Genomic DNA, 26,809 nt, shown 5'->3' with positions numbered 1-26,809 from the left:
TAGGGTCAGGTCATGAATCGTTTTTCGATGGTGGTTGCGACTCTGGCCGGTCTGGGGCTGTTGTTGACGGCCTGCATGCCGATCGACGGGAACAACGATGCCCCGGAGCCTTCCTCCTCGATCGGCGGAAGCCACGATGCCCACCCGCTGCCCCTCCAGGTGCCCGAAACACCAGTGCCCCTGCAGCCGTATTCCGCGGACGGACTGAAAAAACGAATCTCGCAGCTGCCCCCGTCCATGGCCGCCCAGCAGATCCAGCAGGGCCTGCACCCGCTCGACGATGGCAAACCGGGCAGCGAGCACGTGGTGCTGGCCGAACGCTTCTCATCCAGCATGGACTTTGAACTGCCCCGCAATCTCACCAGCGACCGCATAAGCGTTGAACTGACCTGTTCAAGGTCCGTACCGCACGCCTTCTCGATTATTGACGGCCATGGACGGGAAACAGGCGGCAGCATCATGGGCTCATGCGGTTCCGAGGGTCCCAGCGGCATGCGTACCGGCCTGCAGGAAACCCAGGAAGCCGGGCAGATCCAGATCCGCTTCGAGGGTGAATCCGACATGGTGCTCAGCGTGGTCGCCTACACCGGTACGCACGAGGACTAAAGACCCCCCAAGATCGCACCCGGGCTCCGGGCGCGGCTCCATTCATGGTGGACGCGCACAACCCTTGAAGGTGCCGTTTTCCAGCGCCGCCAGGCCCGGTCCACACCCGGCCTCTTCCTTGGTTCCTTGCGAATTGTTACACCCGGCAATCGGCGGCCTCCGGTCGTTTCCGGGCACCCAGAAACCCGGCGGCCACTTCACGCCGTCCGACATCGGTTTTTTGGTTGTTCGTTGAACTTAAGTTGCATTAGCTCCCGTTTCCATGTCTTTAATATCTGGTCACGAGTTAGGTAAGCATAACCTATCCATCTCGCATCGTGGCAGTCCCCGATATTGAAGGAGCCCCATGACGCCCCAACGTCAATTGGCGCAACCCCTGTCCTCCGCTGCAGATCTTGCTGCCGGGCAATTGCTCACCAGCGAAACCGCCGAAAGAATGGCCGAGGAATTCGCCTCCGCAGCCCGGCTCGCTGCCCGATCGATCGCCGCCGCCACGGGGCCCACCACCGGGCCCCGCCCGGAAGCCTTGCGCGCCCGGCTCGACGCCGTGGACCTGCGCACACCGCTGGGCAGCACAGCCGCGGCCTTGGAGGAAGCGACCGAGCTGTACCTGCGAGATGCGGTCTACTTCCACCATCCGCGCTACGCGGCGCACCTGAACTGCCCGGTCGCCCTGCCCGCGATTGCCGCCGAGGCCCTGGTCACCACGGTGAACACCTCGATGGACACCTGGGACCAAAGCGCCGGCGCCACCCTCATCGAACAGCGGCTCATCGACTGGGCAGCCGGCTTGGCCGGGCTGGGTCCGGAAGCCGACGGCGTGTTCACCAGCGGCGGCACCGCCTCGAACCTCCAGGCCATGCTGCTGGCCCGCAACACCGCGGTGGCAGGGACCCCTGGGTCGCTCCCCGAACGCCTCGCCGGACTGCGCATCTACGCCTCCGCCAACAGCCACTTCAGCATCTCCACCTCCGCGTCCCTGCTGGGGCTGGGCGCCGAGGCGGTCGTTGCCATCGAATGCGACGCGCTCCACCGGATGGATGTCTCCGCCCTCCGGCACGCACTGGAAAAGGACCGCGCGGCCGGGCTGCACGCCATGGCCATCGTGGCCACCGCGGGGACCACCGACTTCGGCTCCATCGACCCGCTGGGGGCCATCGGCTCATTGGCCGCCGAGCACGAGGCCTGGTTCCACGTCGATGCCGCCTACGGTTGCGGGCTGCTGGCCTCGGCGCGCCATCGCGGGATGCTCTCCGGGATCGAGGCAGCCGATTCGGTGACCGTCGACTTCCACAAGTCCTTCTTCCAGCCCATCGGTTCCAGCGCAATCCTGGTCCGCAACCGGGCCGCCCTCGCCCTGGTCTCGCACCACGCCGAGTACCTGAATCCCGCAGCCGAGGCCGGTCGCACCCCCAACCAGGTCGACAAGTCCCTGGCCACCACCCGCCGCTTCGACGCCCTCAAGCTCTGGGTGACGCTGCGCGCGCTCGGCACCGAGACGATCGGGCAGCTGTTCGATTCGGTCATGGACCTCGCGACCGCCGCCGCAGCGATGGTTCAAGAGCACCCCGAGCTCGAGCTGGCAGCAGAGGTGCAACTGAGCACCGTGGTCTTCCGCTACGTGCCGCCGGACCCCGGATCCGCCACCAACACCGCGACCGAGCCGCTGGCCAACGCCATCCGCACCGCACTCTACGACTCCGGGGCGGCCATGGTCGCCGCCACGACCATCGACGGGGTGCGCCACCTGAAACTGACGCTGCTGAACCCGAACACCACGCCCGGGGACGTCGCGGGAATCCTCGATGCCGTGGTGTCCCACGGCCGGGCCATCTGCTCGATGCGCACCGGGATGGCTGCCGCATGAGCGCGCCGCTTCACGACCGCATCTGGGATGCCGTGGGCATCGGTGCCGGCCCCTTCAACCTCGGCTTCGCCGCGCTGGCGGACACCGCACCGGGGCTCGAGGTGCTGGTGCTTGAGCGCGCCGAGGAATTCGCCTGGCATCCGGGCATGATGCTCGAGGGAGCCCACCTGCAGGTTCCCTTCATGGCCGACCTGGTCACCATGGCCGACCCCGCCCACCCCCTGTCCTTCCTGAACCACCTGAAGGACACCGGACGCCTCTACCCGTTCTACATCCGCGAAAACTTCTACCCGCTGCGCGAGGAGTACAACAACTACCTGCGCTGGGCAGCCGCCCGACTTCCCGCCGTCCGCTTCGGTGCGCACGTGGCCGCCGCCCGCTATGCCAACGGTCTCTACGAGCTTGACGTGCACACCCGCGACGGAGTGCACACCGTGCGCACCCGGCACCTGGTGCTGGGCACCGGCACCATCCCGCACGTGCCCGCCGCCGTCCCCGAAGGCGTGCTGGGAACCGGGGCCGCGGTGCACAGCAGCGGCTACCGCCCCGCCCGGGCAGCGATCGCCGCCGGCTCCCGCATCGCCGTGGTGGGCAGCGGGCAGAGCGCCGCGGAGGTCTTCGCCGACCTGCTCGGAACCCTGGGCCCGGAACAGCACCTGCAGTGGGTGACCCGCTCCGCGCGCTTCTTCCCGCTCGAGTACACCAAGCTCACCCTGGAAATGACCTCCCCGGAATACATCGACCACTTCCACGGGCTGCCGCAGGGCACCCGCGATACGCTGTCCGCCAACCAGAAGGGCCTGTACAAGGGCATCAACGCGGATCTGGTCGACGAGATCCACGAGATGCTCTACCGCCGCCAGGTTTCGGGGCACGTTCCGGTCACCCTCCGCGCCGCCACCTCCCTGCAGGGAATCGAACACCGCGACGGCGCCCTGGAGCTGCGCCTGCGCAACCAGGACGACGGCGGGGAATTCTCCGCGGCCACCGACACCCTGGTGCTGGCCACCGGCTACGCCTACCACGAGCCGGACTTCCTGGCCGGCCTCGGGACACACATCAACCGGCTGCCCGACGGCAGGTTGGATGTGGACCGGCACTACGCGATCAGCGACGACGCCGACGTGCTGGTGCAGAACGCCGAGCTGCACACCCACGGCTTCACCGCCCCCGATTTGGGCATGGGCGCCTACCGCAACTCGGTGATCATCAACCGGATCCTGGGGTACGAGCACTACGCGGTGGAAAAACGCATCGGGTTCCAGTCCTTCGGCAGCCCCGCCAACGCCCCCACACCGCCCTCCCCCACGCTCGAAGGAGCCCACGCATGATTTCCACGCCCTCCATTGTCATCGCCCCGGCCCGCCGCAGGCCCGAAGCCGGCGACTTCACCTTCCGCCGCTTGAACCCGGCGACAGACGCCGGGCTGCTGCACGGGTGGGTGAACACCGACCGGGCCCGCTACTGGGGCATGTTCGGCACCACCGTCACCCAGGTCCGCGCGGCCTACGCACAGCTCGATGCCTCGGCCCACCACCACGTGCTGCTGGGCCTGCTGCCCGCCCCGCGCGGTGCGGGCGAGCCGGAGCCGGCGTTCCTGCTCGAGCACTACGCCCCGGAGCACTCGGTGCTTGCCGGCCGCTACGCCCACCGGCACGGGGACAAGGGCATGCACCTGCTGCTCGCCGGCCCCGGTAGGGGCAAGCCGCTGCCGGGATTCAGCGCAGCGGCCATGGAGGCCGCGGTGGCCCACCTTTTCGCGGACCCGGCGGTGCTGCGCATCGTGGTCGAACCCGACGCCGCGAACACGGCCATCCACTCGCTGAACTCCCGGCTGGGTTTCCGCCCCGCCGGCCGGATCGAGCTGCCGGCCGGGGACGTCACCGGGGCCAAGACCGCCCTGCTTTCCTTCTGCACCCGGGCGGAGTTCGCCTCCGCGACCGGCGGCCCCTTCGGTGCCGCCGCGCACCTGTCCCCCGAACGCTGGGAGAACGCCAACCGGCACCTGCTGGCCAAGGCCATCGCCGAGTTCGCCCACGAACGGCTGCTGGCCCCGGTTCCCGCGGACGGCGGCTGGTCGGTGGGCACCGGTGACCACGAATACCGCTTTTCCGCGACCGTTCACGCCCTGGAGCACTGGGTCATCGACCCGGACTCGCTGCGGGTTTCCGTCAAGGGGGAGCCTGCGGCCCCGGACGCGGCCGGCTTCGTGCTGGCCTTCCAAAATACCCTGGGACTGTCCGAGGCCCAGTTGCCGGTGTACCTCGAGGAAATCACCAGCACCCTGGCCGGGCACTGCTACAAGCAGCTGCACTCCACGGCGAGCGCGGCAGAGCTGGCCGCCGGGACCGGGGACGCCGTCACCGACTTCCAGCGCACCGAGGCAGCGATGACCGAGGGGCACCCCTGCTTCGTGGCCAACAACGGCCGGCTGGGCCTGGGCGCCACCGACTACCTCGACTACGCCCCGGAAACCGGATCGACCCTGACCCTGCACTGGGTCGCCGCCCATGCAACCCGGGCCCGCTACAGCGCCGTGCCGGGACTGGATGCCGAGTCCCTGCTGCAGGGCGAACTGGGGACCCGGCAGCTGGCCCGCTTCCGGGCACGGATTGCCGAGGCCTGCGGCTCCAGCATTCTGGATCCGGCCGACTTCGTTTTCATCCCGGTCCATCCCTGGCAGTGGGAGCACAAGCTCGCGGTGGCATTCGCCGCCGACGTGGCCACCGGCCACCTGGTGCATCTGGGTGCCGGGGAGGATCTGTACCAGCCCCAGCAATCCATCCGCACCTTCTTCAACCGCAGTACGCCGGACCGGCACTACGTCAAGACCGCGTTGTCGGTGCTGAACATGGGCTTCATGCGCGGGCTCTCGGCCGCCTACATGGAGAACACCCCGGCCATCAACGCGTGGCTCGCCTCGATCTTCGAAAACGACGAGGAACTGCGCCGCGGCAACACGGGGCTGCTGCGGGAGGTCGCCGCGGTCGGCTACTCCAGCCCGCTCTTCGAGGCGGCGGGCCCGGCTGCCCCGCAGCACAAGATGCTGGCGGCGCTCTGGCGCGAATCCCCCGCGAAGCGGATCGCGCCCGGGCAGCAACTGGCCACCATGGCCTCGCTGCTGCACCTTGATGCGGCCGGTGCCTCGCTGGCCGCGGCGCACATCCGCCGTTCGGGGCTGAACGCGGAAGACTGGCTGGCCCGCTACTTCGACGCCTACCTCGTTCCGCTGGTGCACGCCCTGTGCCGCTACGACCTGGCGTTCATGCCTCACGGGGAGAACGTCATCCTGGTGCTGGAGGATTCGGTGCCGGTGAAGGTGCTGCACAAGGACCTGGCCGAGGAGATCGCGGTGCTCGGAAACCGGCAGCTGCTGCCCGTCGCGGTGGAGCGGATCCGCGCCGCGGTCCCGGATGCCGAGCGCCGGCTGGTGATCTTCACCGACATCGTCGACTGCTTCCTGCGGTTCCTCGCACCACTGCTGGCCCGCGAGGGGATCTGCAGCGAGGATGTCTTCTGGGAAACCGCCACAGGCCGGTTGCTGGCCTACCGGAACCGCAGCCCGGAAACCGCCGAAGCGTTCGATGCACTGGAACTCTTCGCACCGGACTTCAAGCTCTCCTGCCTCAACCGGCTGCAGCTGCGCAACAACGCCCGGATGCTCGATCTCACCGACCAGTCCGGCGGACTGATCTACGCCGGAACCCTGGCCAACCCGCTGGCCGGGCACGGGATCCAACTCCTGCGGGAGGCCGCAAATTCGCGGCCTCCCGCAGGCCGCGTGGGACACACCGCTTTTCGGCGAAGCACGTGAACCCCCTGCTACTGGGTGTCCCCACACAAATGGGTCTCCGTTTGTGGACCGGGCCGATCTGGCGCTGTCCACGGCACGCTTCTACCCTTCGGACATGAAGCACCGGGCGATTGATCTCATGCTTGCCATCACCATGGCCTCCGGCCTTTCGGGGTGCACCTCGGTGGTCGATGACGTGGACATGGCCACCACCGAGCCGTCGTCCCGCCCCTCACCCCGGCCACCTGTTGCCATGCTTCCGCCGGCCGTCGCCACCCCCACCTTCTCGGCCGCCCCGGATCCACAACAGGCATCACGCAGCATCGAGGCACTGTTGCTCTCCGGCGAACACCCGCTGGCCGGTGCCGCCCCGGGCTCCGAGCAGGTGGTGCTCAGCCTCGAGCGGAGCCGCGGCTTCCCCTTCGCCCTCCCGGCCCGGGCCCGGGGCGTGTACCTGTGGATCGCGGTGCGCTGCAGGCGTCCGGTTCCGCTGTCGCTGCTGGCATTCGATGCCGCCGGCCGCACCACGCTCATGTACACGCCGGAGCAATGCCCGGCCACAGACCTGGTGGCCGGGCCCCTGGACACCACGGAAACCAGGGGCATCCTCACCATCCCGAACGGCTCCCCGATGCACTTCACGTTGGTCTCCGGAAAGCTCGCGAACGCCGATGACCGTCCCGGGACCCGCTGGCCGCGAAAATTCCTGCGGTGAGGAACGGCCATGAAGGATTTCTCGCACGCATCGGGCCCGACCCGCCGTACCCGGGCCGCGCGTCATCCGCTGGCCCTGGCGGCCCGGCTTGGCTTGGCTTGCCTGGCCGCCGGGTGCACCCCGCTCAATGTAGAGCCCCCGCCGTCTGACGAGCCCGGCCCACCGGTTACCGGGCCGTCCTTCATCCCCGAAACCCAGGTCTTCCCCGTCATCCCTTCCCCGCACGAGCACGGAGTGGGCAACAAGCGCCCGACCCATGCCGAGCTCATTGACCAAGGCAAGAGCCCGCTGCCCGGGGCCCTGCCCGGCAGCGAAAAGGTCCTGATGCGCTTCCACGGCAAGGGCGAAGCCAGGATCGTGCTGCCGGCCCAGCGATCCGGCGCGCTGCTGTGGATCCTGGTCGGCTGCCGGAACGAGGCGCCCTTGACCATCCGGTCGCTGAACCTCTACGGCGTCGTGGTGGCCCGCTACGATTTGGAGCCTTGCCGTGCAGCCGAGGGCGGCGGGGGGACCGAGGACGGCACCTCGACGCTGGTGGAGATCTGGACCGGTCCGGAGGTGGAGTACGACCTGAGCGTCATTTCCTCGGAGCCACGCATCCACTCCGACGGGCCCCAGCGATGAAACGGCGCTCTCCCGGCGGGGCCCAGGGTGCCCGGATGGCGGGTGGCGGAACCGACCTGCACGATCTCCCCGCCGTTTCCTGTCCGACACGGAGCTTCCGCCCCGGACGGCATCCGGGTCCCACCCTGGCGACAGCGACTTGCCTGGTCCTCCTGCTCGCCGGATGCACCATGCTCGTGGACGAATCGTTGCCCTCTCCCTCGGCAATCCCACCGGATCACGGGCCCTCGTTCATTCCGGAAACCAAGGTCATTCGCATCGTTCCCGCGCCGAGCCCTGATGGCACCGGCATTAAGCCACCGTCCCATGCCGATCTCATTGCCCGGGGCCAGAGCCCGCTGCCCGGTTCCCTTGCCGGCACCGAAAAGGTCTTGATGCACTTTCACGGACGGGGCGATTCAAGAATCATTCTGCCGTACCAGCGTTCGGGCGCGCTGCTGTGGCTGCTGGTGGGTTGCGAGACCGAGGCTCCATTGGGCATCCGGTCCTTCGACGTCCGTGGCTTCGTGGTGGCCCGCTATGACTTGGAACCGTGCCGTGCCGCCGAGGGCGGAGGCGGGACCGCGGACAACACCTCAACCTTCGTGGAGGTGTGGACCGATCCCGAGGTGGAATACGACGTCAGCGTGATTTCCTCGGAGCTGCACCCCGAGTGAACATCCGGTCCTGCTGCACCAACACCGTGCCGGGACAGCGGCCGCTACCGGGCGGAATCCAGGTGCCTGGCCAGGCGGTTCTCGAGTCCGGCACGGACCTGCGGCCATTCGGAGGCGATGACCGAATACCCCCAGGTGTCGCGCAGCGAACCGTCGGCCGTGCGCCGGTGCGCGCGCCGCACCCCGGCAAGCTTGGCACCCAGGCGCTCGATCGCGGCGCGGGAGGCCATGTTCATCCAATGTGTGCGGAACTCCACGGCCGGGCAGCCCAGGACCTCGAAGGCATGGGTGGGCAGCAGGAGCTTGGCATCGACGTTCGTGCCGGTCCCGCGCGCCGAGGCCCGGTTCCACGTCGAGCCGAGCTCCACCCGGGGCAGACCTGCGTCGATGTCCATGTAGGTGGTCGTGCCCAGCACCACCGAATCGGCATTGCGCCGGGCGACGAAGGGCAGCATCGACCCGGCCTCCTGCAGCCGAAGCCTGCGCTCGATCTCCACACCCATCTCCTCCGGCGCCGGCACCGCCGCGTAGCAGAGCTTCCGGACCCCGCCGTCGCGCACGGCCGCCACCAATTCGTCGTGGCGGGAATTCTCCAGCGGTTCGAGCGTGACCGGCCGGCCAACCAGGGCCAGGGGCTCCAATCGGTGTCTTGTTTTCAGCGTACGGCGCACCGACGCCGGATGCCGGGAAATTCAGCTGAGCCGTTTTTTGACCTCTTCCAGCTCCGCCTCGCTGAGCCCGTGTTCCCGCAGGAAGTCCTCGACGCGCAGCGAGGCGACGAACTCGCCCAGCGCCTGAAGCCGTTCGTGCAGCGGCCCGAGGAGGTCGTGTTCCTCGATGTAGGACTCGTGGGGGTGCTTGTAGGCGCTGATCCGGTGCCAGTCGTTGATCCCCCTCAGGGAGGCCTCGTATTGGGGTTCGAGCAGATCCTCTCGGTCCACCAATTCGAGCAGCATCGAGACGATCAGCCCGGTGCGGTCCCGTCCCGCCGAGCAATGAAGCACGATCCTGCCCTCGGCCGCGGCAATTTGGTGGAACACCTCGGCAATCCGTTCGGGGAAGAACGCGAGATTCTCCGGATACATGCGCGGGTGGTTCATGTAGGGCACGGCGAGCGCCTCGAACTCCGGGTGGCCGGGCTCCTCGGTGGGGGAATTGATGATCGCGATCCCCGCCTTGGCCGCCTCGTCGACGTCGGGATCGGTGTGCCGGCGGGCCCGTTCGCCGGGATTGCGCAGGTCGATCACGGTGCGCACCCCGTCGGCGTAGGCCTGCTGCCAACCGATGCTGGTCAGCCACTCGCTGCGTCCCATGCGGTAGATCTTCCCCAGCACCAGGCGCGCGTTCACGGCGCCTTCCCACGTCGGCTGGTCCATCGAATTGTTCACGGCATCCACGCTCCATCCTGCTCCCACGAGCCTTCAAAAAACACCGTTGCCGAGACCTCCGGGTAGCCGAAGGCGCCGGCTGCCCGCCCGGAGCCGAACTCCGGCACCACCGCGTGGCGCGTGTCCTCGCCCCGGGGGTATTCCAGCTCCGCCGAGGCACGCCCGGGAACCTCCGTGAGGGCGGTGCACAGGTGGTCGATGAAGCGACGTTCGAAGGCCCGTGCTTCCTCGGGCACCACCTCGATGCGCATGGTCGGTACATGCATCTGCGGTGCGTCCCCTCCCCCGGCCGAGATCGTGGTGGCCCGCCGTGCGGGCCTTGCTCCACGCTACCGAAGATCTCTCCCGGTTTCCCGCATGGCCCGGCTGACGGATACGCGAAGGCCGGTGCCGGAAGCGGGTGGAACACCTCCGGGCACCGGCCTTTGCGGCACAACGAGCTACGTGGCTTGGTTCCAGTCGTAGAAGCCCTTGCCGGTCTTGCGGCCCAGGTGTCCGGCCTCGACCAGGTCGCGCAGGATCTGCGGCGGGGCGAAGCGGTCGCCCAGGGTCTCGTGCAGGTACTCGGCGATCCCCAGGCGCACATCCAGGCCCACGATGTCGGTGGTCTTCAGCGGACCGGTCGGGTGCTTGTAGCCAAGGACCATCGCGTTGTCGATGTCCTGCGCGCTGGCCACGCCTTCCTCGACCATGCGCATGGCCTCCAGCGCAATGGCCACGCCCAGGCGGGACGATGCGAAGCCGGGGGCGTCGTTGACGACGACCGCGGTCTTCCCCAGCCCGGCGACCCAGCCGCGGGAGCGCTCGATCAGTGCCTCGGAGCTCTGCTTGGCGATGACCACTTCGATGAGCGTGGAGGCCGGGACCGGGTTGAAGAAGTGCAGGCCCAGGAAGTTCTCCGGGCGCTGCAGCTCGGCGGCCAGCCCGCTCATCGACAGCGAGGAGGTGTTGGAGGCCAGGATCGCGTCGGGCGCGAGGTTTTCCTCGACCTTCTGCAGCGAGGAGACCTTCAGGTCCCAGATTTCCGGGACGGCCTCGACCACCAGTCCGCGGTCGCCGAAGTCGGCGTAGTCAACCGAGACGTGCAGGCGCGAAGCCATCTCGCCAAGGTTCGCATCGGTGGCACCGCGCTCGATCGACTTCGCTGCCGCCGATTCGACGCGTTCGCGCGCCGCGATTGCCGAAGCCTCGTCGCGCTCGACAACCAGCACGTCGCATCCGTTGATCAGGAACGCGTGGGCGATGCCGGCACCCATGCGTCCGCCGCCGAGCACACCGACCTTGGCGGGGAGTGAGTTGGGAAGGGTTGTCATTACTTCTTCTTCCTGTCCAGGAATTCCTGCATGCGGTCGAATTTGGCCTGGGATTCAAAGAGCATCCCCTGGGCCAGGGTGTCGATGACGGGGTGGGCCTCGCGCGGGGCGTGGAACACGGACTTGGTGATGCGCACGGCCAGCGCGTCCTGCCTGCCGATGCGGTCGGCCAGCGCGGAGGCTGCCTCCAGCAGGTCCTTGCCCTCGACGAGCTCGGTGATCAGGCCGACGCGCAGGCATTCATCGCCTTTGAGCACCCTGCCGGCCAGCAGGATCTCCTTGGCGACGGGTTCGCCCACGAGTTCCTTCAGGCGCCAGGTGGCACCCGCGGCGGCCATGATGCCCAGGCCGGTCTCCGGGTTGCCCATGCGCAGCTCCGGGGTGCCGATGCGGAAGTCCGCGGCGAATGCCAGTTCCGCACCGCCGCCCAGCGCGAACCCGTCGAGGGCGGCGATGACCGGCATCGGCAGCTTGGCGAGCCTGTCGAAGATCCCCGAGTTGATCCCTGCCAAGGCGTCGTCGCGGCGCCGTTCGCGCAGCTGCGCGATGTCGGCACCGGAGGCGAAGATGCCCTTGGTGCCGGTTTCCGGGTCCGCGGGGGTGCCGGAGAGCACCAGGATCTTCGGGGTGCGTTCCAGGTAGGCGCACACCGCATGCAGCTCGTCGACCATCAGCTGGTCGATGGCGTTCCTGACCTCCGGGCGGTCAAGCTGGAGATAAAGCCTGTCGTCGAACTCGGTGAGCTTCAGGGTCGTGAAACCGGAAGGTTCCATGCGCGCCGCCACCCCTAGACCCCCTCGATGAGCAGCGCGGCGCCCTGGCCGACGCCGACGCACATGGTGGCCAGGCCCAGCTTGGACCCGTCTTCCTTGGCTTCGCGTTCCAGGCGGCCCAGCAGCGTGATCACGATACGGGAGCCCGAGGAACCCAGCGGGTGGCCCAGCGCGATGGCTCCGCCGTCCCGGTTCACGATCTCCGGGTCGATGCCCAGTTCGCGCATGGAGGCCAGCGACTGCGAGGCGAAGGCCTCGTTCAGCTCGACGGCCGCGAGGTCCTCGATCTTGCGGCCGGAGCGCTCCATGACCTTGCGGGTGGCCGGAACCGGGCCGACGCCCATGATTTCCGGGGCCACTCCCGCGGAGGCGCCGTCGATGATGCGGGCGCGCGGAACCAGTCCGTACTTCTTGATGGCCGCCGCGGAGGCGACGATGATCGCCGAGGCGCCGTCGTTGAGGGTCGAGGCGTTGCCGGCGGTGACCACGGTGCCGCCCTTGACCACGGGGCGCAGCTTGGAAAGGACTTCCAGGGTGGTGCCGGGGCGAGGGCCCTCGTCGGTGTCCACGATGGTCTCGCCCTTGCGGGACTTCACGGTGACCGGGACGATCTCGTCCTTGAAGTGCCCGGCCTCGATGGCGGCAAGCGCGCGTTCGTTTGAGCGCACGGCAAAGGCGTCGCAGTCTTCGCGGGAGGTGTTGAAGACCCGGGCGACTTCCTCGGCCGTTTCGGGCATCGAGAAGGTGGCCTTGCCCTCGCGGGACAGCTCTCCGGAGAGGAACTCGGGGTTCGGGAAGCGCCAGCCGATGGAGGTGTCGTAGCTGGCACCCGGCTTGGAGAAGGCCTTGTCCGGCTTCTCCATGACCCAGGGGGCCCGGGACATGGACTCCACGCCGCCGGCGACGATGATGTCGGCGGCACCGGCCTTGATCATGTGGCTGGCCATGGTGATGGCACTCATGCCCGAGGCGCAAAGGCGGTTCACCGTGATGCCCGGGACGGAATCCTCGAAGCCGGCCAGCAGCCAGGCCATGCGGGCGACGTTGCGGTTTTCCTCGCCGGCACCGTTGGCGTTGCCGAAGATGACCTCGTCGACGTCTGCCGGGTCGATGCCGGCGCGCTCGACGGCGGCACGGATGGCGACGGCCGCCAGGTCATCGGGGCGCACGCTGGACAGCGCTCCGCCGTAACGTCCCACCGGGGTGCGGGCCCCGCCCACCAAGAATGCCTCGGTCATTACAACTCCTTTGTCATTCGGTCCATGCCCAGTCCCGTCCCGTGGGTTGCCCCGCGGAAGTAACAGTTCGTGCACCGTGTTTTGGCCCCGGTTGCCGCTCCCTGAGCGGGAACGATCGAATAACCGACCATTCGTTCACTAATTGATTCACACCTAGAATCCCATCATGGCACACGTGCGGTCAATCTCGTCCTGACACAAAACCGCGGACCTTGACGCAAGCAAAGTGCTGGCGTACTGTCGTCCACTTGACCGACTCCGGGGCAACCCCGGATCGTGGACCGTCACCGTCCAGGACCGTGACATGGAATCGGACGGGCATCCGGTCGACGGAAAGCTGAATAGCAACGGAGCAGCGATGCAACCGGATAACAGCCAACCCAACCAATTACGCACACCGCTGGACTTGACCCAGGACATCGGCCCGGACCTTTCCACCACCGCCGGCCGCCGCGAAATACGCAAGGCCACGGCCGCATCGGCCATGGGCAACCTGACGGAATGGTTCGACTACGGCGTGTACGCCGTGGCGGTTTCATACATCGCCTTCCACTTTTTCCCCACCGAGGGTGGAACCCTCATGGCGCTGGGGACCTTTGCCCTTTCATTCCTCGTCAGGCCGCTGGGAGGACTCGTCTGGGGTCCGCTGGGCGACAGAATGGGCCGCAAGCACATCCTCGCCCTGACCATTTTGATGATGTCCCTTGCGACATTCCTGATCGGCGTGATGCCGACCTTTGATCAGGTCGGTGTGCTGGCGCCGGTGCTGCTGGTGCTCCTGCGCATGGTGCAGGGCTTCTCCACGGGCGGCGAATACGGCGGGGCCGCCACCTTCATGGCCGAATACTCCCCGGACAAGAAACGTGGCTTCTTCGGCTCGTTCCTGGAATTCGGGACGCTGGGCGGCTTCGCGCTGGGCACCGCGGTAATGCTCGGCTTCCAGGTGGCGTTGAGCGAGGATGCCATGATGGCCTGGGGCTGGCGAGTGCCGTTCATGCTGGCCTTGCCCATGGGGCTGATCGGCCTGTACCTGCGAAACAAGCTTGAAGACACCCCGGTCTTCCAGGAGCTCGAGGAACGCGGCGAGGTCCAGGAAAAGAGCTCGCTGCGTGAACTGATCCGCGTCTACTGGCGCCCCATGCTGGTCATGGGCGGCCTGGTGATCGCGCTGAACGTCGTGAACTACACGCTGCTGAGCTACATGCCCACCTACCTCGAGGGGCAGTTGGGCCTGGATTCCAAGGCGTCCTTGATGGTTATCCTGGCGGGCGAGGTCGCCATGATGGCAGTCATCCCCTTTGCCGGGTCGCTCTCGGACAAGGTGGGCAGGAAACCCATGTGGTTCGCGTCCCTGATCGGCCTGTTCGTGCTCGCCTTGCCGCTGTTCTGGCTGATGGGCCGAAGCTTCCCGCTGGCGATCCTCGGGTTCGCCATCCTGGGCCTGCTGTATGTTCCCCAACTGGCCACCATCACCGCGACGTTCCCGGCGATGTTCCCCTCGCACGTGCGCTTTGCCGGCTTCGCGGTGACCTACAACGTTGCCACCGCGATCTTCGGCGGCACTGCGGCGATGGTCAACGAGGCAGTCATCGACGGGACGGGCTTCCTGCTCTTCCCGGCGCTCTACATGATGATCGCCTGCGTCATCGGACTGGTGGCCACCCGGTTCATGCCGGAGACGGCAGGGGCCTCGCTGCGCGGAACCGAGGTGCCGGACGCGCACGACACCGGCATCCTGGCCGAGCCGGAGACCGCCGCGGGCCGATCGTAGGCCGGATCGCATCCCCGGCCTCGATATGCACGGCGGCACTCGAGGACAACGGCGGGAGGGGTGGAGCACGGGACGATTCCCGCGCTCCATCCCACCCGCCGCATTTCTGCCGCCAGCCTCCGGCCTGAAACCTTTCGGTTAGGCGTACAGCTCGGACTTCGGCTTGTTGTTGCGCACCTTGCGCCAGCCGATCCACAGGCCCACGGCGATCAGCGGAATGCAGCCGATGGTGTAGAGGCCCAGGTGGAAGACCTCGCCGTCTTTGCCGACCATGGTGTCAAAGCCAATCAGCACCGTGATGATGGCAAGCGCCACCAACCCTGCCCAGCTGGTGTACGGGGAACCGGACATCGGGAGCTTGGAAATCCTGCCCTTTTTCCTGCGCAACATGATCTGGCAGCCAAAGATTGCGGCCCAGGTGAACAGCACGCCGATGGATGCGGTGTTCAAGGCAAGGTCAAACGCGTAGGTTCCGCCGAGCCAGATGTTCAGCATGACACCAACAAAGTAGACGCCGGCAATCGCCCAGATGGCGGCGTAGGGAACGTAGCGCTTGTTCATCTTGGTGAGCCACTGGGGCGCGTGGCCGTTGTTGGCCATGGCCCGGAAGACGCGGCCAATCGAGTACAAGCCGGAGTTGCAGGAACTGAGCGCTGCGGTGATGACAACGAAGTTCATCACGCCGCTGATCCAGCCCCAGCCCAGCTGGTCAAAGACCGTCACGAACGGGCTTTCGCCGGCCTTGAATTGGTTCCACGGAAGGATCATTGCAAGCAGGGTTACCGAGCCGACATAGAAGACAACGATACGCACGACGACCGCACGGATGGCTGCGGGAACTTCCTTGACCGGGTCCTCCATCTCGCCGGCGGTGATGCCGACAAGCTCGATACCGTTGTAGGCAAAGATCACTGCGTTCAGGACCAGGATGGAGATCAGGACGCCGCGCGGGAACATGCCACCTTCACTGGCGAACAAGTTGCCCACCGCGGCGTGCCCGTCACCGACCTGGGCGTTGGTTGCCACCAGGTAGATGCCGATCAGCAGGAAGATGACGATCGCGGCGACCTTGAGGAAGGATGCCCAGAACTCGAACTCGGCAAAGGCCTTGGCACTGAAGAGGTTGACAGCCACCAGCAGGCCAAGCGCGCAGAGCGCCGCGGCTTCCACCGGGACGCCGGGGAAGAAATAGGTGAAGTACAGGCCGATGGCGATCAGCTCGGCAATCCCGGTCATGACCCAGTTCAGTACGTACATCCAGCCGGAAAGGTACGCACCCTTGGAGCCAAAGAGCTCTCCGGCGTAGGAAACGAAGGAACCCGAAGATTGGCGGTACATGATCAGCTCGCCCAGGGCGCGCATCAGGAAGTAGGCAATCAAGCCGGCCAGTGCGTAGGAGAAGATCAGGGCCGGGCCGGTCGAGGCCAGACGGCCACCGGCACCCATGAACAGTCCCACGCCGATGGCGCCGCCCATGGCGATCATCTGGACGTGGCGACGGGTCAGCGTCTTCTTGTAGCCTTCGGCAGACAGCTCCGCGCCCTTGGTGGGCGCGGGGTGCTGGTGCTCTAGTACGTTGTGTGGTTCCAACGTGAAACTCCTTTGGTGACTCAATCAACCCGCATGGGTAAAAACGGGGAGTACACCCGGCGCGACCCGTTTCAGGGCGCCCGATCACACATTTACGTGGGGGTGCAAATGGCCAACTTACCGCATTTTTCATCACAACATGAAGTCGAATGTGGAGTGGAGCACAACGACCCAACGTGATGCACACCATCCCAGTTAACACAAGTGTGCAAGTGGGAGCGCGCTTTGATGAAGGTCACACTGTCAAGGAAAATCCCAACATTAATTGTTGAACAGTTGGTTTCCGGTCAGCGGCCACCACCTCGACGCAACGGCCTTGCCGGCGTGCAGCGGATCCCCCAAAGCCCCTTGCACCACCGCCCTTTCGCCCCCGGGGCTGCCCAACGGATAGCATTCATGATTGTGAGCACCGTTGAATCCACCCCCCAGTTTCCCGCCAAGGTTTCCGACATCTTTGACCCCGTGCAGTGGCGCGTTGTCGAAGGCTTCGACCTTGAAGACATGACCTACCACCGGCAGGTCGAGCGCGACGCCGACGGCATCATCGTCCGAGACCTGCCGACCGTGCGCATCGCCTTCAACCGCCCGGAGGTGCGCAACGCGTTCCGTCCCGGCACGGTCGACGAGCTCTACCGCATCATGGACCACGCCCGCATGAGCTCGGACGTGGCAACGGTGTTGCTCACCGGCAACGGCCCCTCGGCCAAGGACGGCGGGCATTCGTTCTGCTCCGGCGGGGACCAGCGCATCCGCGGCCGCGACGGCTACCGCTATGCCGAGGGCGAGACGGCCGACTCGATCGACCCGGCACGTGCCGGACGCCTGCACATCCTCGAGGTCCAGCGACTGATGCGCACCATGCCCAAGGTCGTCATCGCCGTGGTCAACGGCTGGGCCGCGGGCGGAGGCCACTCGCTGCACGTGGTCTCGGACCTGACCATCGCCTCCCGCGAGCACGGCAAGTTCAAGCAGACCGACGCCACCGTCGGTTCCTTCGACGCCGGCTACGGCTCGGCCCTGCTGGCACGCCAGGTCGGCCAGAAAAACGCCCGCTCGATCTTCTTCCTGGCCCGCGAACACTCCGCGGAGGACATGGTCGCCATGGGAGCGGTCAACGAGGCCGTCGACCACGCCCGCCTCGAGGAAGTCGCCCTCGAATACGCGGCCGACATCGCACGTCAGTCCCCGCAGGCCATCCGCATGCTCAAGTTCGCCTTCAACCTGGCCGACGACGGGCTGGCCGGCCAGCAGGTCTTCGCCGGCGAGGCCACCCGCATGGCCTACATGACCGACGAGGCCGTCGAGGGACGGGACGCCTTCTTGCAAAAGCGCGACCCCGACTGGTCCGGCCACCCGTACTACTTCTAGGACCCCCAGGCTCATGAATCCGGATTCCGCGCTCGTTGCCCTGTCCGCCTCACTCAACGAGGACGGTCCCGCGGTGGAAATCCTGCCCGGCACCACCACCAACGACTACCTGGTGAACCCCGTGGACGAGGCGGAGCTGGAGGGCCTGAAGGAAATCGCGGCGGTGGTGCGCACCTCGGGTTCCACCGGAACCCCGAAGCGCACCGCGCTGTCCGTGGAGGCCTTGGCCACCTCGTCCATGGCCACGGCCGAATACCTGGGTTTCGAGGGCCAGTGGCTGCTGGCCCTGCCCCTGCACTATGTTGCCGGGCTTGCGGTGCTCACCCGCAGCCTCTACGCCGGCACCCGCCCCTGGGCCATGGACCTGGAGGCCAGCTTCGACGCCGCCGGGTTCAACGAGGCAGCCTCCGCCCTGACCGATTCCAGGCGGCTGGTCTCCCTGGTTCCCACGCAGCTGCAGCGCCTGCTCACCGAGCCGACGGATGAAACCCTGGCCTCGCTGCGGCGCTTCGACGCAATCCTGCTCGGCGGGGCACGCGCGCCGCGGGCCGTGCGGGAGGAGGCGGCGAAGCACTCGCTGAAGCTCCACCTGACCTACGGGTCCAGCGAGACCGCCGGTGGCTGCGTCTACAATGCCCGCGCACTTCCCGGGGTCGAAGTGAAGACCGTCGACGGCCGGATCTGGCTGGGCGGGCCCACCATCGCCTCCGGCTACCTCGGCAACCCCGGGCTGACGGCCAGGCACTTCAGCGTCGATGAATCCGGCGTGCGCTGGTACGCGACAGAAGACCTGGGCAGCTACACCGACGGCGTGCTGTCGGTGACCGGACGCGCTGACGACGTGATCATCACCGGCGGGGTGAAGGTCTCCGCCGCCGAGGTCCAGCACGTCCTGGAATCCGTGCCCGGAGTTTCGGCGGTGGCAGTGGTTCCGGTGGCCGATGCACAGTGGGGCCAGCAGATCGGTGCCGCCTTCGCGGGGCACGCCCACCCTGAGGCTCTGGCCGCCGCGGTGCGCCAAGCACTCGGCGCCGCGGCGGTGCCCCGGCGGATGCTCAACCTGGAGTCGTTGCCGCTGCTGCCCAACGGCAAGGTCGACCGGATGCTGCTCGCATCCCGAATGGCTTCCCCCTCGGACTGACCTCCGGCCGGGCTCGGTCGGCTCGGGTCGGGCCTGACGACACGACCCCCGCCCGGCCGGCTGCCGGCACCCAAACCAACACCCCTGGCGTAACGTGGGCAACATCACTGGTCAACGCGTGTTTCGTGGCCAGGCCCCCTGTCGGACCTGCACAAAGAGGTGTTAGTTCATGAGCAAAACCGCCACACCGCAAGGTGGAACAGCGATCTCACGGGCCATGCGGCCCATCAACAACGTAGTCGAACGATTCATCCCCTCGGCCTTGGTCTTCGCCATCGCCCTGACCTTCATCGTCGCCATCCTCGCGCTGCTGATCACCGGTTCCAGCCCGCTGCTCATCGTGCAAAGCTGGGGCGACGGGCTGGCCGGGCTGTTGGCCTTCATCACCCAAATGGCCCTGGTGCTGATGCTCGGATTCATCCTGGCCAACACCCGGCCCGTGAGAAGGCTCCTGCGGTTCCTGGGGCGCATCCCCAAGAACCCGCTCCAGGGCTACGTGTTCGTGTTCCTCGTGGCCGCCGTGGCCTCCCTGATCACGTGGGGCCTGGGACTTGTGGTCGGCGGCCTGCTGGCCAGGGAAGTCGCCGCCCAGGGACGCGAACGCGGCATCCGCTTCCACTTCCCCATGCTCGTGGCCGCGGGATTCTCCGGGTTCGTGGTCTGGCACATGGGCTACTCCGGCTCCGGGCCGCTGACCGCAGCCACTCCCGGCTCGTTCATCGCCAAGCAGCTCGGCGGGCCGCTCTCGATCTCGGAGACCACCTTCTCCTCCTGGAACATGATCGCCACGGTGGCCACCATCATCCTGGTTGCCGCGTCCCTGTACCTGGTGGCTCCGCGCGGGAACGACAAGATCGTGGAATTGGTCCAGGACGCCCGCGAGGAACTCGTGGCCGTTGACGACGAGGTCGCGACCCCCGCGGATCGCCTCGACGCCAGCCGACTGCCCACGTTGCTGCTGGGTGTGATGCTGCTGGCCTATCTGGTCATCCACTTCTCCACCGGCGGCTCCCTGACCCTGGACATTGTCAACTGGTCTTTCCTGGCGCTGATCCTGTTGCTGGTGCGCAGCCCCTTCGAGCTGATGGCGCTGACCAAGCATGCGGCCTCGAACGTCGGCGAGATCCTGCTGCAGTTCCCGCTTTACGCCGGGATCCTGGGCATCATGACCGGCACCGGCCTGATCCTGGTGCTCTCGGACGTATTCGTGTCGATCTCCACGCCGCAGACCTTCGGCATGCTGGCTTTCCTCTCGGCCGGGCTGGTGAACTTCTTCGTCCCCTCCGGCGGCGGGCAGTTTGCCGTGCAGGCGCCGATCATGCTCACCGCGGCCGCCGAACTCGGCGTGGACCCGGCCATCCCCATCATGGCGGTGGCCTACGGCGACCAGTGGACCAACATGATCCAGCCCTTCTGGGCGCTGCCGCTGCTGGCCATCGCGGGATTGAAGATGCGTGACATCCTGGGCTACACCACGATCGTGCTGATCGCCTCGGGCATTGTCTTTGCCGCCACGCTGCTGATCGTTTCGCTCTAGGCACCCGCGGCGACGGGTCCGGAATTTCTCCCTTGCCCCCGGGCAAGGGAGAATGAGTGCTGCATGTTTTATCCAAGCAGCGAGAGGATTGATGGTGGCTACGATTGCCCAGTGGGTAGCGGGGGCACGCCTGCGCACCCTGCCCATTGTGATTGCCCCGGTGGTCATCGGAACAGCGGCCGCCGTGGACACCACAGGGAAGCTCGCCTTGCTCGAAGCCGTCCTGGCCCTGGTCGTGGGCCTGTTGCTGCAGGTCGGGGTGAACTACTCCAACGACTACTCCGACGGGATCCGCGGCACCGACGATGTGCGCGTGGGCCCGCTGCGGCTGACCGGCTCGGGCCTGGCCGAACCGACCACGGTCCGCAACGCGGCCTTCGCCTGCTTCGGGCTGGCCGGTATCGTCGGTGCCTTCCTCGTGGTGTACACCGGATCCTGGCCGCTGCTGCTCGTTGGCGTCGCGGCCATCGTCGCGGCGTGGGGCTACACCGGCGGCAAGAACCCCTATGGCTACAGGGGGCTCGGCGAGGTGTTCGTCTTCATCTTCTTCGGTCTCGTGGCCACCCTGGGCACCGCTTACACCCAGGCCCACCAGCTCACTCTTCCGGCATACATCGGGGCCGTGGGCACCGGACTCATCGCCACCGCACTGCTGATGGCCAACAACATCCGCGACATCCCCACCGACAAGGAAGTCGGCAAGATGACCCTGGCCGTGCGGCTGGGCGATGAGACGGCACGCATCAGCTACGTGATGATGCTCGCCGTTGCGATCCTGCTGCCGCTGGTGCTGGTGTCCACCCATCCGTGGATGTGGCTGATCCTGCTCACCGCGCTGCCGGGCCTGGCTCCTTGCTGGACCGTGTTGCGCAAGCACGAGCCCGGCGCCCTGATCCCGGTGCTCAAGCAGACCGGCATCATCAACCTTGCCTACGCCGCGTTGTTCACCGTGGCCACCGTGATGGACAGGGCGCTGGCCTAGCGCACTGCGGGCGGTTCAACCCCGGCATACGCCATGGGGCCGACGGCTGGACCTGTGCCCGGATCGGTCTCCGGGTGCGGAAGGCTCAGGCCCAGGTGGTTGGCCGCCGGAATTCGCCATGTCGCCGGAAGGCCAGTGTGCGGCCGATTCCCGCGCAGGCACCCAGCAAGAGGCAGAACCAGAGAGCTACACCGGCGTCGCTTCCGGCTGTCATCCACAACGGGATACCCGGAAGCAGCGCGAAAAAGCACAGGAACGCCACTGCATGGACCCACGGCATATGGACCCTGCGCAGCAACCGGTCAAACAGCAACGCCAGGGGAAGCCCGGCGAACATGGCCACGAGGACGCTGCAGGCGGCAATTATCGACCATATCGCGACGTTGTCGAGGTCAGCCATGTCGGTTTCCCCCGCACTGGCCACATCGGCAAATATCGCCAGTGCCAGCGTGCTTCCGAGCCACAACCCGACGGTGCTGAACCAGCCCTTGGCGATCGCATACCCGTCGAGGGCCGGAGGGGTTCGCCCGTACCTTTGTTGCAGGGTGTCCATCAAGGTTCGTTCCCATCGGATGTCGCAGGTGCCGGGCCCGGACCAGGTCAGGTGACCCGCCCGGCGTGTGTTGGGCCCATCCTAGCCCCTGCTTCGGGCGCTCTCCGACCCCGAGAATTCCCCGCGCAGGTCCACCGGGAGGGACCGGTGCAACATCCATGCGGCCAGCATCTGCCCCCGCGTGCCACCGGGATTCCGCCGGTGCCATTGGCGCGAGAAGCGGTTCAGTTCGAATTGCGGGGCAACTTCCCCGGGGTCCCCGCCGCGGGTTGCAGCCCAATGTGCAAGCGCATCGCCCAGCGTCGTGGTTCCGTCCGCAGCGGCAAAGAACCCGCGCATTGCAGCATCAAAATGGAAACCCGGTCCCAGTTCCCCGTGCAGCCAGGCCCGCAGCACCTGGCTGCAGCGCTGGCCCTCGGGCACCACGGTGGCAGCCGAGAGCGGCGGAACCAGCTGCTTGCCTGCTTTCCTGCGGGCCGCGGGCGGGGGCGCATCCGTCCCGTCGAGGAACGCGGCGACCCGGGCGGCGATCTCCTGTTTGCCGCCCGCGGCCGGCAGCCGGTGCGTGCGTGCAAAGGCGACAAGTTCTTCCTTGGTCCAGTACCACCGGGCAAATTCGGTGCCGCCCGTGTCCTTCTCCAGCCCGGGCCTTTCGGGAATATCCGTCTCACGCATGCATGCGAGGCTATCAGCGGGCGGCCACGGGTTGCCGCCCCGGTGCCGGGCCGACCATGCGTGCCGCCATCATCCCGAAAAGCACTGCCTCCACGGTCGAAAACCCATCCCGGGCCACGGCTGGGAATCCGGCACGGCATGGGCGAACAGCACCGAGACACCGATCGGAACCAGGTAGCCGCAGGCCGCGTTCATGACCACGGCGCTGGTGGTTTCGGCGCCCTTCCGGCGGCTGGTGCCGTGCAACGCCCCCGAGCGCTGGGAGAGCCGCAGGACCAGCTTCAGCCCCGGCAGCGCGGTCCGCGGGAACCCGAGGAACCATGCCGCATCCAGGATCGGCGATGATCGTGAATTGATGCTTTGCCCGGCCGCCGGCTCCGGCAGTGCAGGCCACCATCCCGCGCCCAGGATCCCCGTGCTCAGCACGAGCACCCCGTTGGGCAGCCACATCCCGGCGCGCACCTTCCGGCCGGCCATCCGCATCCTGACCAGCTGTTTGCCTTCCTCCGGCAGGGTTCCCCCCAGGTGGCCGGAGGCCGGGAACCTTCCGTCCCGGCGCGGCGCCACCCTAGGGCCGGGTGGCGCGCTCCAACAATTCCAGCACGTGCTCGTAGGGCTGTTCCGTCGCCCGGGTCATGCCCAGCTCGCAGGTACGGTTGCACGAGGCGTGCGCGGTGGCGCCGAAGCCACTGACCTCGGCGGCCTGCGCCTCGGTGGCCGATTCGGTCAGCTCCGGGTGCAGCATCCCGCGGTCGCCCGCAAAGGCGCAGCAGCCCCAGCTCTCCGGGACCTGCACGGTGTCGGCCACGGCCGAGGCGACCGCCTGCAGCGCGGGGTTCAGCCCCATGCGCACGGAGGAACAGGTCGGGTGCAGCGCCAGCGAAGCTACCTTCTTGCCCTCGGGCAGCAGCGGCAGGATGTGCTGCGCGGTGTAATCGACCACGTCGATGATCCGCAGCGGCTTGCCTCCGACCGGGACCTGTTCGCCCTCGATGCTGTGGAGCAGGCCCTCGGTGCAGGAGGAGGCATCGCACAGGATCGGCAGTTCGCCGTTGCGGCTTGCCGCCCGCAGGGCCGCCACGGTGCTTTCGCCCATGCTCGCGTGCCCGGTTTCCATGCCCTTGGAGGACCACGGGGTGCCGCAGCACAGCGAATCGATGCCCTTGGGCACCAGCAGTTCAACGCCCGTGCGTTCGGCAAGGGCACTGAAGCTTTCCTGGATCCCCGGCTGGGCCGGGTCGGCCGGCCCGAACATGGTGTTCACGCAGGCCGGGAAGTACACCGCGACCGGTTCACCGGCCGGTGCCGGGCGGGCGCGCCGGGTACCGCCTGCGGGAAGTTCGGCGGAGTACAACGGCAGCGTGTCGTCCCCCAGCACCGCTCGGCCCGCCTTGTTGGCGCCGAGCACCAGCGGAGCCGGGATCTTCGCGGCCATGGTCAGCGCCTTGCCGGCACCGCGGGTCACGGCCGACCAGTGTTTTGCGGCCCCGTTCCAGACCGCGTCCTCGAGCTTGCCGGCTTCCTTGGCGCGCAGTTTTTTCACCAGGGTCCCGGTGTTGATATCCACCGGGCAGGCGGTCTGGCACATGCCGTCGACCGCGCAGGTGTCCACCGATTCGTAGGTGTAGTCCTTCTCGAGCTCGGCCACCAGCTTTTCGTCGCCTGCCTGCCGGGCGGTCTCGATGGCGCGCAGCGTGACAATGCGCTGGCGCGGGGTCAGCGTGAGGTTCCGCGAGGGGCAGACGGGCTCGCAGTAGCCACAGGCCACGCAACGGTCCACCTCCGGATCCACTGCGGGGGTGACCTTGATGTGGCGCAGGTGGGCCCGCGGGTCCTCGTCCAGGATGACCCCGGGGTTCAGCAGGCCCGCCGGGTCAAGCAAGGTCTTGAGCTCGCGCATGACGGAGTAGAGCTCGTCGCCGTATTGGCGGCGCACATAGGGGGCCATCATCCGGCCGGTGCCGTGTTCGGCCTTGAGCGAGCCGCCCTCGCCGAGCACCAGGTCGACCATGTCCTCGGTGAAGGCCGAGTAGCGCTCGACCTGGTCCTTGGTGTGGAAACCGTCGGTGAGCATGAAATGGACGTTGCCGTCCTTGGCATGGCCGAAAATGACCGAGTTTTCGTATCCGTACCGCTCGAAGAGCACCGAGAGCTCGGCACAGGTCCTGGCCAGGGCCGGAACCGGCACGACGACGTCTTCCAGCAGGGCAGTGGTTCCCTGGGTGCGGGCCCCCGCCACCGAGGCGTAGAGGCCCTTGCGCAGCTGCCACAACTCGGCGCGGGTCTTGGCGTCGGGGCTGAACCTCGCCGGGGCGCTGAGCTCGAGCGAGTTCGCCAGCGCCATGCCCGTCGCTTGGCGTTCGGCAAGTTCCTCGGCACTTGTTGCGGTGTATTCGACCAGGAACGCGGCATGCGACTGCACATTCAGGTCGGTGACGATCGCCGGGCTCCCGGGCAGCTCCTGCCCGACCTTCAACGAGAGCGAATCCATGAGTTCCACGGTGGCTGCCCCCGAGCCCACCAGTGCCTCGAGGGACTCGTTCGCGGTATAGAGGTCGTCGAAAACCAGCAGGGACGTGGTCACGTGCTTGTAGGTGGGCACGGTCCTGAACGTCGCCTCGGCCACGAACCCGAGTGTTCCCTCGGAACCGACGATCAGGTGGGCCAGGACCTGGGCGGGATCCTCGTAGTCCAGGAACGAGTTCAGCCCGTATCCCATGGTGTTCTTCATGGAGAACTGCTGCTTGATTCTTGCCACGGAGTCGGGGTTGGACCGCACCCGTCGGGTGAGTCGCTCAAGTCCGTCAAAGAGCGCTGGCTCCAGGGCCCGGAGCCGCGCGTTGGCATCGGGGGTGCCGGTGTCGATGACGGTTCCGCTGGTGAGCACGATGACCAGCGACTCCAGGGTGCGGTAGACGTTGTCCACGGTTCCGCAGTGCATCCCGGATGAGTTGTTGGCCACCACGCCGCCAATGGTGCAGGCCACCTCGGAGGCTGGATCCGGACCGAACTTGCGTCCATGGAGCGCCAGCCGTGCGTTCAGGGCACGCACCGTGACTCCGGGCTGGACCCGCACGCGCATGCCGTTGTCCAGGACCTCGATGTCCTTGAAGTTCTTCCGCACGTCGACCAGCAGCGAGTCGGTCACCCCTTGCCCCGAGAGCGAGGTCCCGCCCGAGCGGAACGTCAGCGGCAGGTTGAGCTCGGCACTGGCCTTGAGCAGGGCGCCGACCTCGGCCGCATTGTTCGGGATTGCCACGGCCTGCGGTGTCAGCAGGAAGTGCGAGGCATCGTTGGCGTAGGCGTGCAGGTCGATGGCGCGCTGGGTGAGCTGGTTGTCATTGCCCAGCGCATTGCGCAGTGTGGGAATCAAGGTGGGGCTCTTCCGTTCCATCAAGTGAGAATACTCCGTCGGGCGTGCAGCGGGCCTTGGGTGCGCAAGCCACCGACCCTACGATTGTCTTACAAGTACACTTGTGTATCAAGCTGTCCCCGAAAAAATCTGTCACGATTGTTGTCCCTGTTGCCCTCCATCCGAAGGATCCCATCTTCATGAGCCAACGCGTCTCAGCGCTTTCCATCATTGATGCCATCGTCGAGGATCTGCGCCGACGAATCTATGCGGGCGACCTCGCACAGGGAACCGCACTGACCGAGGCGGAGCTGGCGGGGGCATACGACGTCGCCCGGCCAACGGCCAAGGCCGCCATCGAGCGACTGGTCGCGGATTCCCTGCTGGAGCGCGGAGTCCACAAGACGGCACGGGTGAAGACGTTGGGCGCCGATTCGGTCCGGGACATCTATTTCGCGCGGGCGTTCCTGGAATCCGAGGTGGTTCGGCGCCTGGCCAAGACCGCCACCGTCCCGCAAGCCGCGCTCAGCGCGAATGCCGAGATCGAGGCCCGTCTTTCACAGCCGGCGACGGCAATCATCGACCCGGACATGGACTTCCACACCGCCTTGGTTGACGCGATGGGCAACAAGCGGACCAGCGCAATGTATCGCTCGCTCCTGGGCGAAGTCCGGCTCTGCATGACTCGTGTGCAATCGCTGGAATTGCTCGATTCCGCCCAGATCGCCAGGGAGCACGCCACCATCCTGGAACGGATTGCGGCCGGGGATCCGGAAGGCGCGGCCAGTGCACTCGATGGGCACTTGGCCCACGCCAGGGAACTGCTGGCAGCCGAACTCGAAAGGAACGCGGGACAACGTTCCTGAC

Annotated in this window: 24 protein-coding genes; 13 read left to right on the top strand and 11 right to left on the bottom strand. The window is 67.0% G+C overall.

Annotation, left to right across the window (positions count from 1 at the left end):
- Nucleotides 1-12 precede the first annotated feature (12 nt).
- The 7 genes from DQ353_RS05495 to DQ353_RS05465 all read left to right on the top strand — a co-directional run bounded on the left by DQ353_RS05495 (nucleotide 13) and on the right by DQ353_RS05465 (nucleotide 8,261).
- Nucleotides 13-606 (top strand): hypothetical protein, encoded by a 594-nt coding sequence (locus tag DQ353_RS05495; RefSeq protein ID WP_146755207.1) that lies wholly within the window; start codon nucleotides 13-15, stop codon nucleotides 604-606.
- Nucleotides 607-952: 346 nt separating this feature from the next.
- Nucleotides 953-2,473 (top strand): pyridoxal phosphate-dependent decarboxylase family protein, encoded by a 1,521-nt coding sequence (locus DQ353_RS05490; protein ID WP_220093973.1) that lies wholly within the window; start codon nucleotides 953-955, stop codon nucleotides 2,471-2,473.
- A complete protein-coding gene (locus DQ353_RS05485; RefSeq protein WP_113761770.1) occupies nucleotides 2,470-3,804 on the top strand; it encodes a lysine N(6)-hydroxylase/L-ornithine N(5)-oxygenase family protein in 1,335 nt (444 codons plus the stop codon). The genes DQ353_RS05490 and DQ353_RS05485 overlap by 4 nt, the downstream gene beginning before the upstream one ends.
- The gene (locus tag DQ353_RS05480) at nucleotides 3,801-6,287 is read left to right on the top strand and encodes a GNAT family N-acetyltransferase (RefSeq protein WP_113761769.1); all 2,487 of its coding nucleotides are present in this window, start codon (nucleotides 3,801-3,803) and stop codon (nucleotides 6,285-6,287) included. Before DQ353_RS05485 ends, DQ353_RS05480 begins: the two co-directional genes overlap by 4 nt.
- 43 nt (nucleotides 6,288-6,330) lie before the next feature.
- Nucleotides 6,331-6,981, top strand: a complete 651-nt coding sequence (locus DQ353_RS05475) for a hypothetical protein (protein WP_113761768.1) — start codon at nucleotides 6,331-6,333, stop codon at nucleotides 6,979-6,981.
- A gap of 9 nt (nucleotides 6,982-6,990) precedes the next feature.
- On the top strand, nucleotides 6,991-7,605 hold the full coding sequence (locus tag DQ353_RS05470) for a hypothetical protein (RefSeq protein ID WP_113761767.1): 615 nt from the start codon (nucleotides 6,991-6,993) through the stop codon (nucleotides 7,603-7,605).
- Nucleotides 7,606-7,781: 176 nt separating this feature from the next.
- On the top strand, nucleotides 7,782-8,261 hold the full coding sequence (locus DQ353_RS05465) for a hypothetical protein (protein WP_220093972.1): 480 nt from the start codon (nucleotides 7,782-7,784) through the stop codon (nucleotides 8,259-8,261).
- Between the two features lie 44 nt (nucleotides 8,262-8,305).
- Here the strand turns inward: DQ353_RS05465 and DQ353_RS05460 are convergent, their stop codons facing one another.
- The 6 genes from DQ353_RS05460 to DQ353_RS05435 form a co-directional block, all read right to left on the bottom strand.
- Nucleotides 8,306-8,902, bottom strand: a complete 597-nt coding sequence (locus DQ353_RS05460) for a GNAT family N-acetyltransferase (protein ID WP_113761765.1) — start codon at nucleotides 8,900-8,902, stop codon at nucleotides 8,306-8,308.
- A gap of 51 nt (nucleotides 8,903-8,953) precedes the next feature.
- Nucleotides 8,954-9,649, bottom strand: a complete 696-nt coding sequence (locus tag DQ353_RS05455) for a tyrosine-protein phosphatase (RefSeq protein WP_113761841.1) — start codon at nucleotides 9,647-9,649, stop codon at nucleotides 8,954-8,956.
- Nucleotides 9,646-9,915, bottom strand: coding sequence for a hypothetical protein (locus DQ353_RS05450; protein ID WP_113761764.1), 270 nt, complete (start codon nucleotides 9,913-9,915; stop codon nucleotides 9,646-9,648). The genes DQ353_RS05455 and DQ353_RS05450 overlap by 4 nt, the downstream gene beginning before the upstream one ends.
- Nucleotides 9,916-10,089: 174 nt before the next feature.
- Nucleotides 10,090-10,962, bottom strand: coding sequence for a 3-hydroxyacyl-CoA dehydrogenase family protein (locus DQ353_RS05445; RefSeq protein WP_113761763.1), 873 nt, complete (start codon nucleotides 10,960-10,962; stop codon nucleotides 10,090-10,092).
- Nucleotides 10,962-11,735, bottom strand: a complete 774-nt coding sequence (locus tag DQ353_RS05440; protein ID WP_113761840.1) for an enoyl-CoA hydratase/isomerase family protein — start codon at nucleotides 11,733-11,735, stop codon at nucleotides 10,962-10,964. The genes DQ353_RS05445 and DQ353_RS05440 overlap by 1 nt, the downstream gene beginning before the upstream one ends.
- A gap of 14 nt (nucleotides 11,736-11,749) precedes the next feature.
- Nucleotides 11,750-12,973: an acetyl-CoA C-acyltransferase gene (locus tag DQ353_RS05435; protein WP_113761762.1), complete on the bottom strand. Its 1,224-nt coding sequence runs from the start codon at nucleotides 12,971-12,973 to the stop codon at nucleotides 11,750-11,752.
- Between the two features lie 358 nt (nucleotides 12,974-13,331).
- Between DQ353_RS05435 and DQ353_RS05430 the strand changes: the two genes are divergently transcribed.
- Nucleotides 13,332-14,744, top strand: a complete 1,413-nt coding sequence (locus tag DQ353_RS05430) for an MFS transporter (protein ID WP_113761839.1) — start codon at nucleotides 13,332-13,334, stop codon at nucleotides 14,742-14,744.
- Between the two features lie 138 nt (nucleotides 14,745-14,882).
- On the opposite strand, the gene DQ353_RS05425 is transcribed toward DQ353_RS05430, so the two are convergent.
- Nucleotides 14,883-16,334 (bottom strand): amino acid permease, encoded by a 1,452-nt coding sequence (locus DQ353_RS05425; protein ID WP_113761761.1) that lies wholly within the window; start codon nucleotides 16,332-16,334, stop codon nucleotides 14,883-14,885.
- A gap of 396 nt (nucleotides 16,335-16,730) precedes the next feature.
- Between DQ353_RS05425 and DQ353_RS05420 the strand changes: the two genes are divergently transcribed.
- From DQ353_RS05420 to DQ353_RS05405, 4 genes are all read left to right on the top strand, one after another.
- Nucleotides 16,731-17,702, top strand: coding sequence for a 1,4-dihydroxy-2-naphthoyl-CoA synthase (locus DQ353_RS05420; protein WP_113761760.1), 972 nt, complete (start codon nucleotides 16,731-16,733; stop codon nucleotides 17,700-17,702).
- Nucleotides 17,703-17,715: 13 nt separating this feature from the next.
- Complete coding sequence (locus DQ353_RS05415; protein ID WP_113761759.1) at nucleotides 17,716-18,843, top strand: AMP-binding protein; 1,128 nt, start codon at nucleotides 17,716-17,718, stop codon at nucleotides 18,841-18,843.
- Between the two features lie 169 nt (nucleotides 18,844-19,012).
- Entirely contained in the window at nucleotides 19,013-20,380 is a 1,368-nt protein-coding gene (locus DQ353_RS05410; RefSeq protein WP_113761758.1) for a short-chain fatty acid transporter, read from the top strand.
- A 94-nt stretch (nucleotides 20,381-20,474) separates the two neighbouring features.
- Complete coding sequence (locus DQ353_RS05405) at nucleotides 20,475-21,362, top strand: 1,4-dihydroxy-2-naphthoate polyprenyltransferase (protein ID WP_113761838.1); 888 nt, start codon at nucleotides 20,475-20,477, stop codon at nucleotides 21,360-21,362.
- Nucleotides 21,363-21,447: 85 nt separating this feature from the next.
- On the opposite strand, the gene DQ353_RS05400 is transcribed toward DQ353_RS05405, so the two are convergent.
- The 4 genes from DQ353_RS05400 to DQ353_RS05385 all read right to left on the bottom strand — a co-directional run bounded on the left by DQ353_RS05400 (nucleotide 21,448) and on the right by DQ353_RS05385 (nucleotide 25,984).
- Nucleotides 21,448-21,915: a hypothetical protein gene (locus DQ353_RS05400; protein ID WP_113761757.1), complete on the bottom strand. Its 468-nt coding sequence runs from the start codon at nucleotides 21,913-21,915 to the stop codon at nucleotides 21,448-21,450.
- 81 nt (nucleotides 21,916-21,996) lie between these two features.
- Complete coding sequence (locus tag DQ353_RS05395; RefSeq protein WP_220093971.1) at nucleotides 21,997-22,590, bottom strand: SAP domain-containing protein; 594 nt, start codon at nucleotides 22,588-22,590, stop codon at nucleotides 21,997-21,999.
- A 69-nt stretch (nucleotides 22,591-22,659) separates the two neighbouring features.
- Nucleotides 22,660-23,067 carry a hypothetical protein gene (locus DQ353_RS05390; protein ID WP_146755205.1) on the bottom strand — a complete coding sequence of 136 codons (408 nt, stop codon included), beginning with the start codon at nucleotides 23,065-23,067 and terminating at the stop codon, nucleotides 22,660-22,662.
- 91 nt (nucleotides 23,068-23,158) lie between these two features.
- Nucleotides 23,159-25,984, bottom strand: a complete 2,826-nt coding sequence (locus tag DQ353_RS05385; protein ID WP_113761755.1) for an FAD-binding and (Fe-S)-binding domain-containing protein — start codon at nucleotides 25,982-25,984, stop codon at nucleotides 23,159-23,161.
- Nucleotides 25,985-26,142: 158 nt separating this feature from the next.
- Between DQ353_RS05385 and DQ353_RS05380 the strand changes: the two genes are divergently transcribed.
- Complete coding sequence (locus DQ353_RS05380; protein WP_113761754.1) at nucleotides 26,143-26,808, top strand: GntR family transcriptional regulator; 666 nt, start codon at nucleotides 26,143-26,145, stop codon at nucleotides 26,806-26,808.
- Nucleotide 26,809 lies beyond the last annotated feature (1 nt).

The sequence above is a fragment of the Arthrobacter sp. AQ5-05 genome, from assembly GCF_003287975.1.
Taxonomy (GTDB): domain Bacteria; phylum Actinomycetota; class Actinomycetes; order Actinomycetales; family Micrococcaceae; genus Paeniglutamicibacter.
This window is presented reverse-complemented; position numbering and strand designations above follow the sequence as displayed.

Excerpts from the sequence above, each read along its gene's own strand:
- DQ353_RS05440 (WP_113761840.1), bottom strand. The coding sequence starts at position 11,735 with ATGGAACCTTCCGGTTTCACGACCCTGAAGCTCACCGAGTTCGACGAC.
- DQ353_RS05495 (WP_146755207.1), top strand. The coding sequence starts at position 13 with ATGAATCGTTTTTCGATGGTGGTTGCGACTCTGGCCGGTCTGGGGCTG.
- DQ353_RS05390 (WP_146755205.1), bottom strand. The coding sequence starts at position 23,067 with ATGGCCGGCCGGAAGGTGCGCGCCGGGATGTGGCTGCCCAACGGGGTG.
- DQ353_RS05400 (WP_113761757.1), bottom strand. The coding sequence starts at position 21,915 with ATGGACACCCTGCAACAAAGGTACGGGCGAACCCCTCCGGCCCTCGAC.
- DQ353_RS05415 (WP_113761759.1), top strand. The coding sequence starts at position 17,716 with ATGAATCCGGATTCCGCGCTCGTTGCCCTGTCCGCCTCACTCAACGAG.
- DQ353_RS05470 (WP_113761767.1), top strand. The coding sequence starts at position 6,991 with ATGAAGGATTTCTCGCACGCATCGGGCCCGACCCGCCGTACCCGGGCC.
- DQ353_RS05420 (WP_113761760.1), top strand. The coding sequence starts at position 16,731 with ATGATTGTGAGCACCGTTGAATCCACCCCCCAGTTTCCCGCCAAGGTT.
- DQ353_RS05380 (WP_113761754.1), top strand. The coding sequence starts at position 26,143 with ATGAGCCAACGCGTCTCAGCGCTTTCCATCATTGATGCCATCGTCGAG.
- DQ353_RS05430 (WP_113761839.1), top strand. The coding sequence starts at position 13,332 with ATGCAACCGGATAACAGCCAACCCAACCAATTACGCACACCGCTGGAC.
- DQ353_RS05395 (WP_220093971.1), bottom strand. The coding sequence starts at position 22,590 with ATGCGTGAGACGGATATTCCCGAAAGGCCCGGGCTGGAGAAGGACACG.
- DQ353_RS05435 (WP_113761762.1), bottom strand. The coding sequence starts at position 12,973 with ATGACCGAGGCATTCTTGGTGGGCGGGGCCCGCACCCCGGTGGGACGT.
- DQ353_RS05410 (WP_113761758.1), top strand. The coding sequence starts at position 19,013 with ATGAGCAAAACCGCCACACCGCAAGGTGGAACAGCGATCTCACGGGCC.
- DQ353_RS05490 (WP_220093973.1), top strand. The coding sequence starts at position 953 with ATGACGCCCCAACGTCAATTGGCGCAACCCCTGTCCTCCGCTGCAGAT.
- DQ353_RS05450 (WP_113761764.1), bottom strand. The coding sequence starts at position 9,915 with ATGCATGTACCGACCATGCGCATCGAGGTGGTGCCCGAGGAAGCACGG.
- DQ353_RS05480 (WP_113761769.1), top strand. The coding sequence starts at position 3,801 with ATGATTTCCACGCCCTCCATTGTCATCGCCCCGGCCCGCCGCAGGCCC.
- DQ353_RS05485 (WP_113761770.1), top strand. The coding sequence starts at position 2,470 with ATGAGCGCGCCGCTTCACGACCGCATCTGGGATGCCGTGGGCATCGGT.
- DQ353_RS05445 (WP_113761763.1), bottom strand. The coding sequence starts at position 10,962 with ATGACAACCCTTCCCAACTCACTCCCCGCCAAGGTCGGTGTGCTCGGC.
- DQ353_RS05385 (WP_113761755.1), bottom strand. The coding sequence starts at position 25,984 with ATGGAACGGAAGAGCCCCACCTTGATTCCCACACTGCGCAATGCGCTG.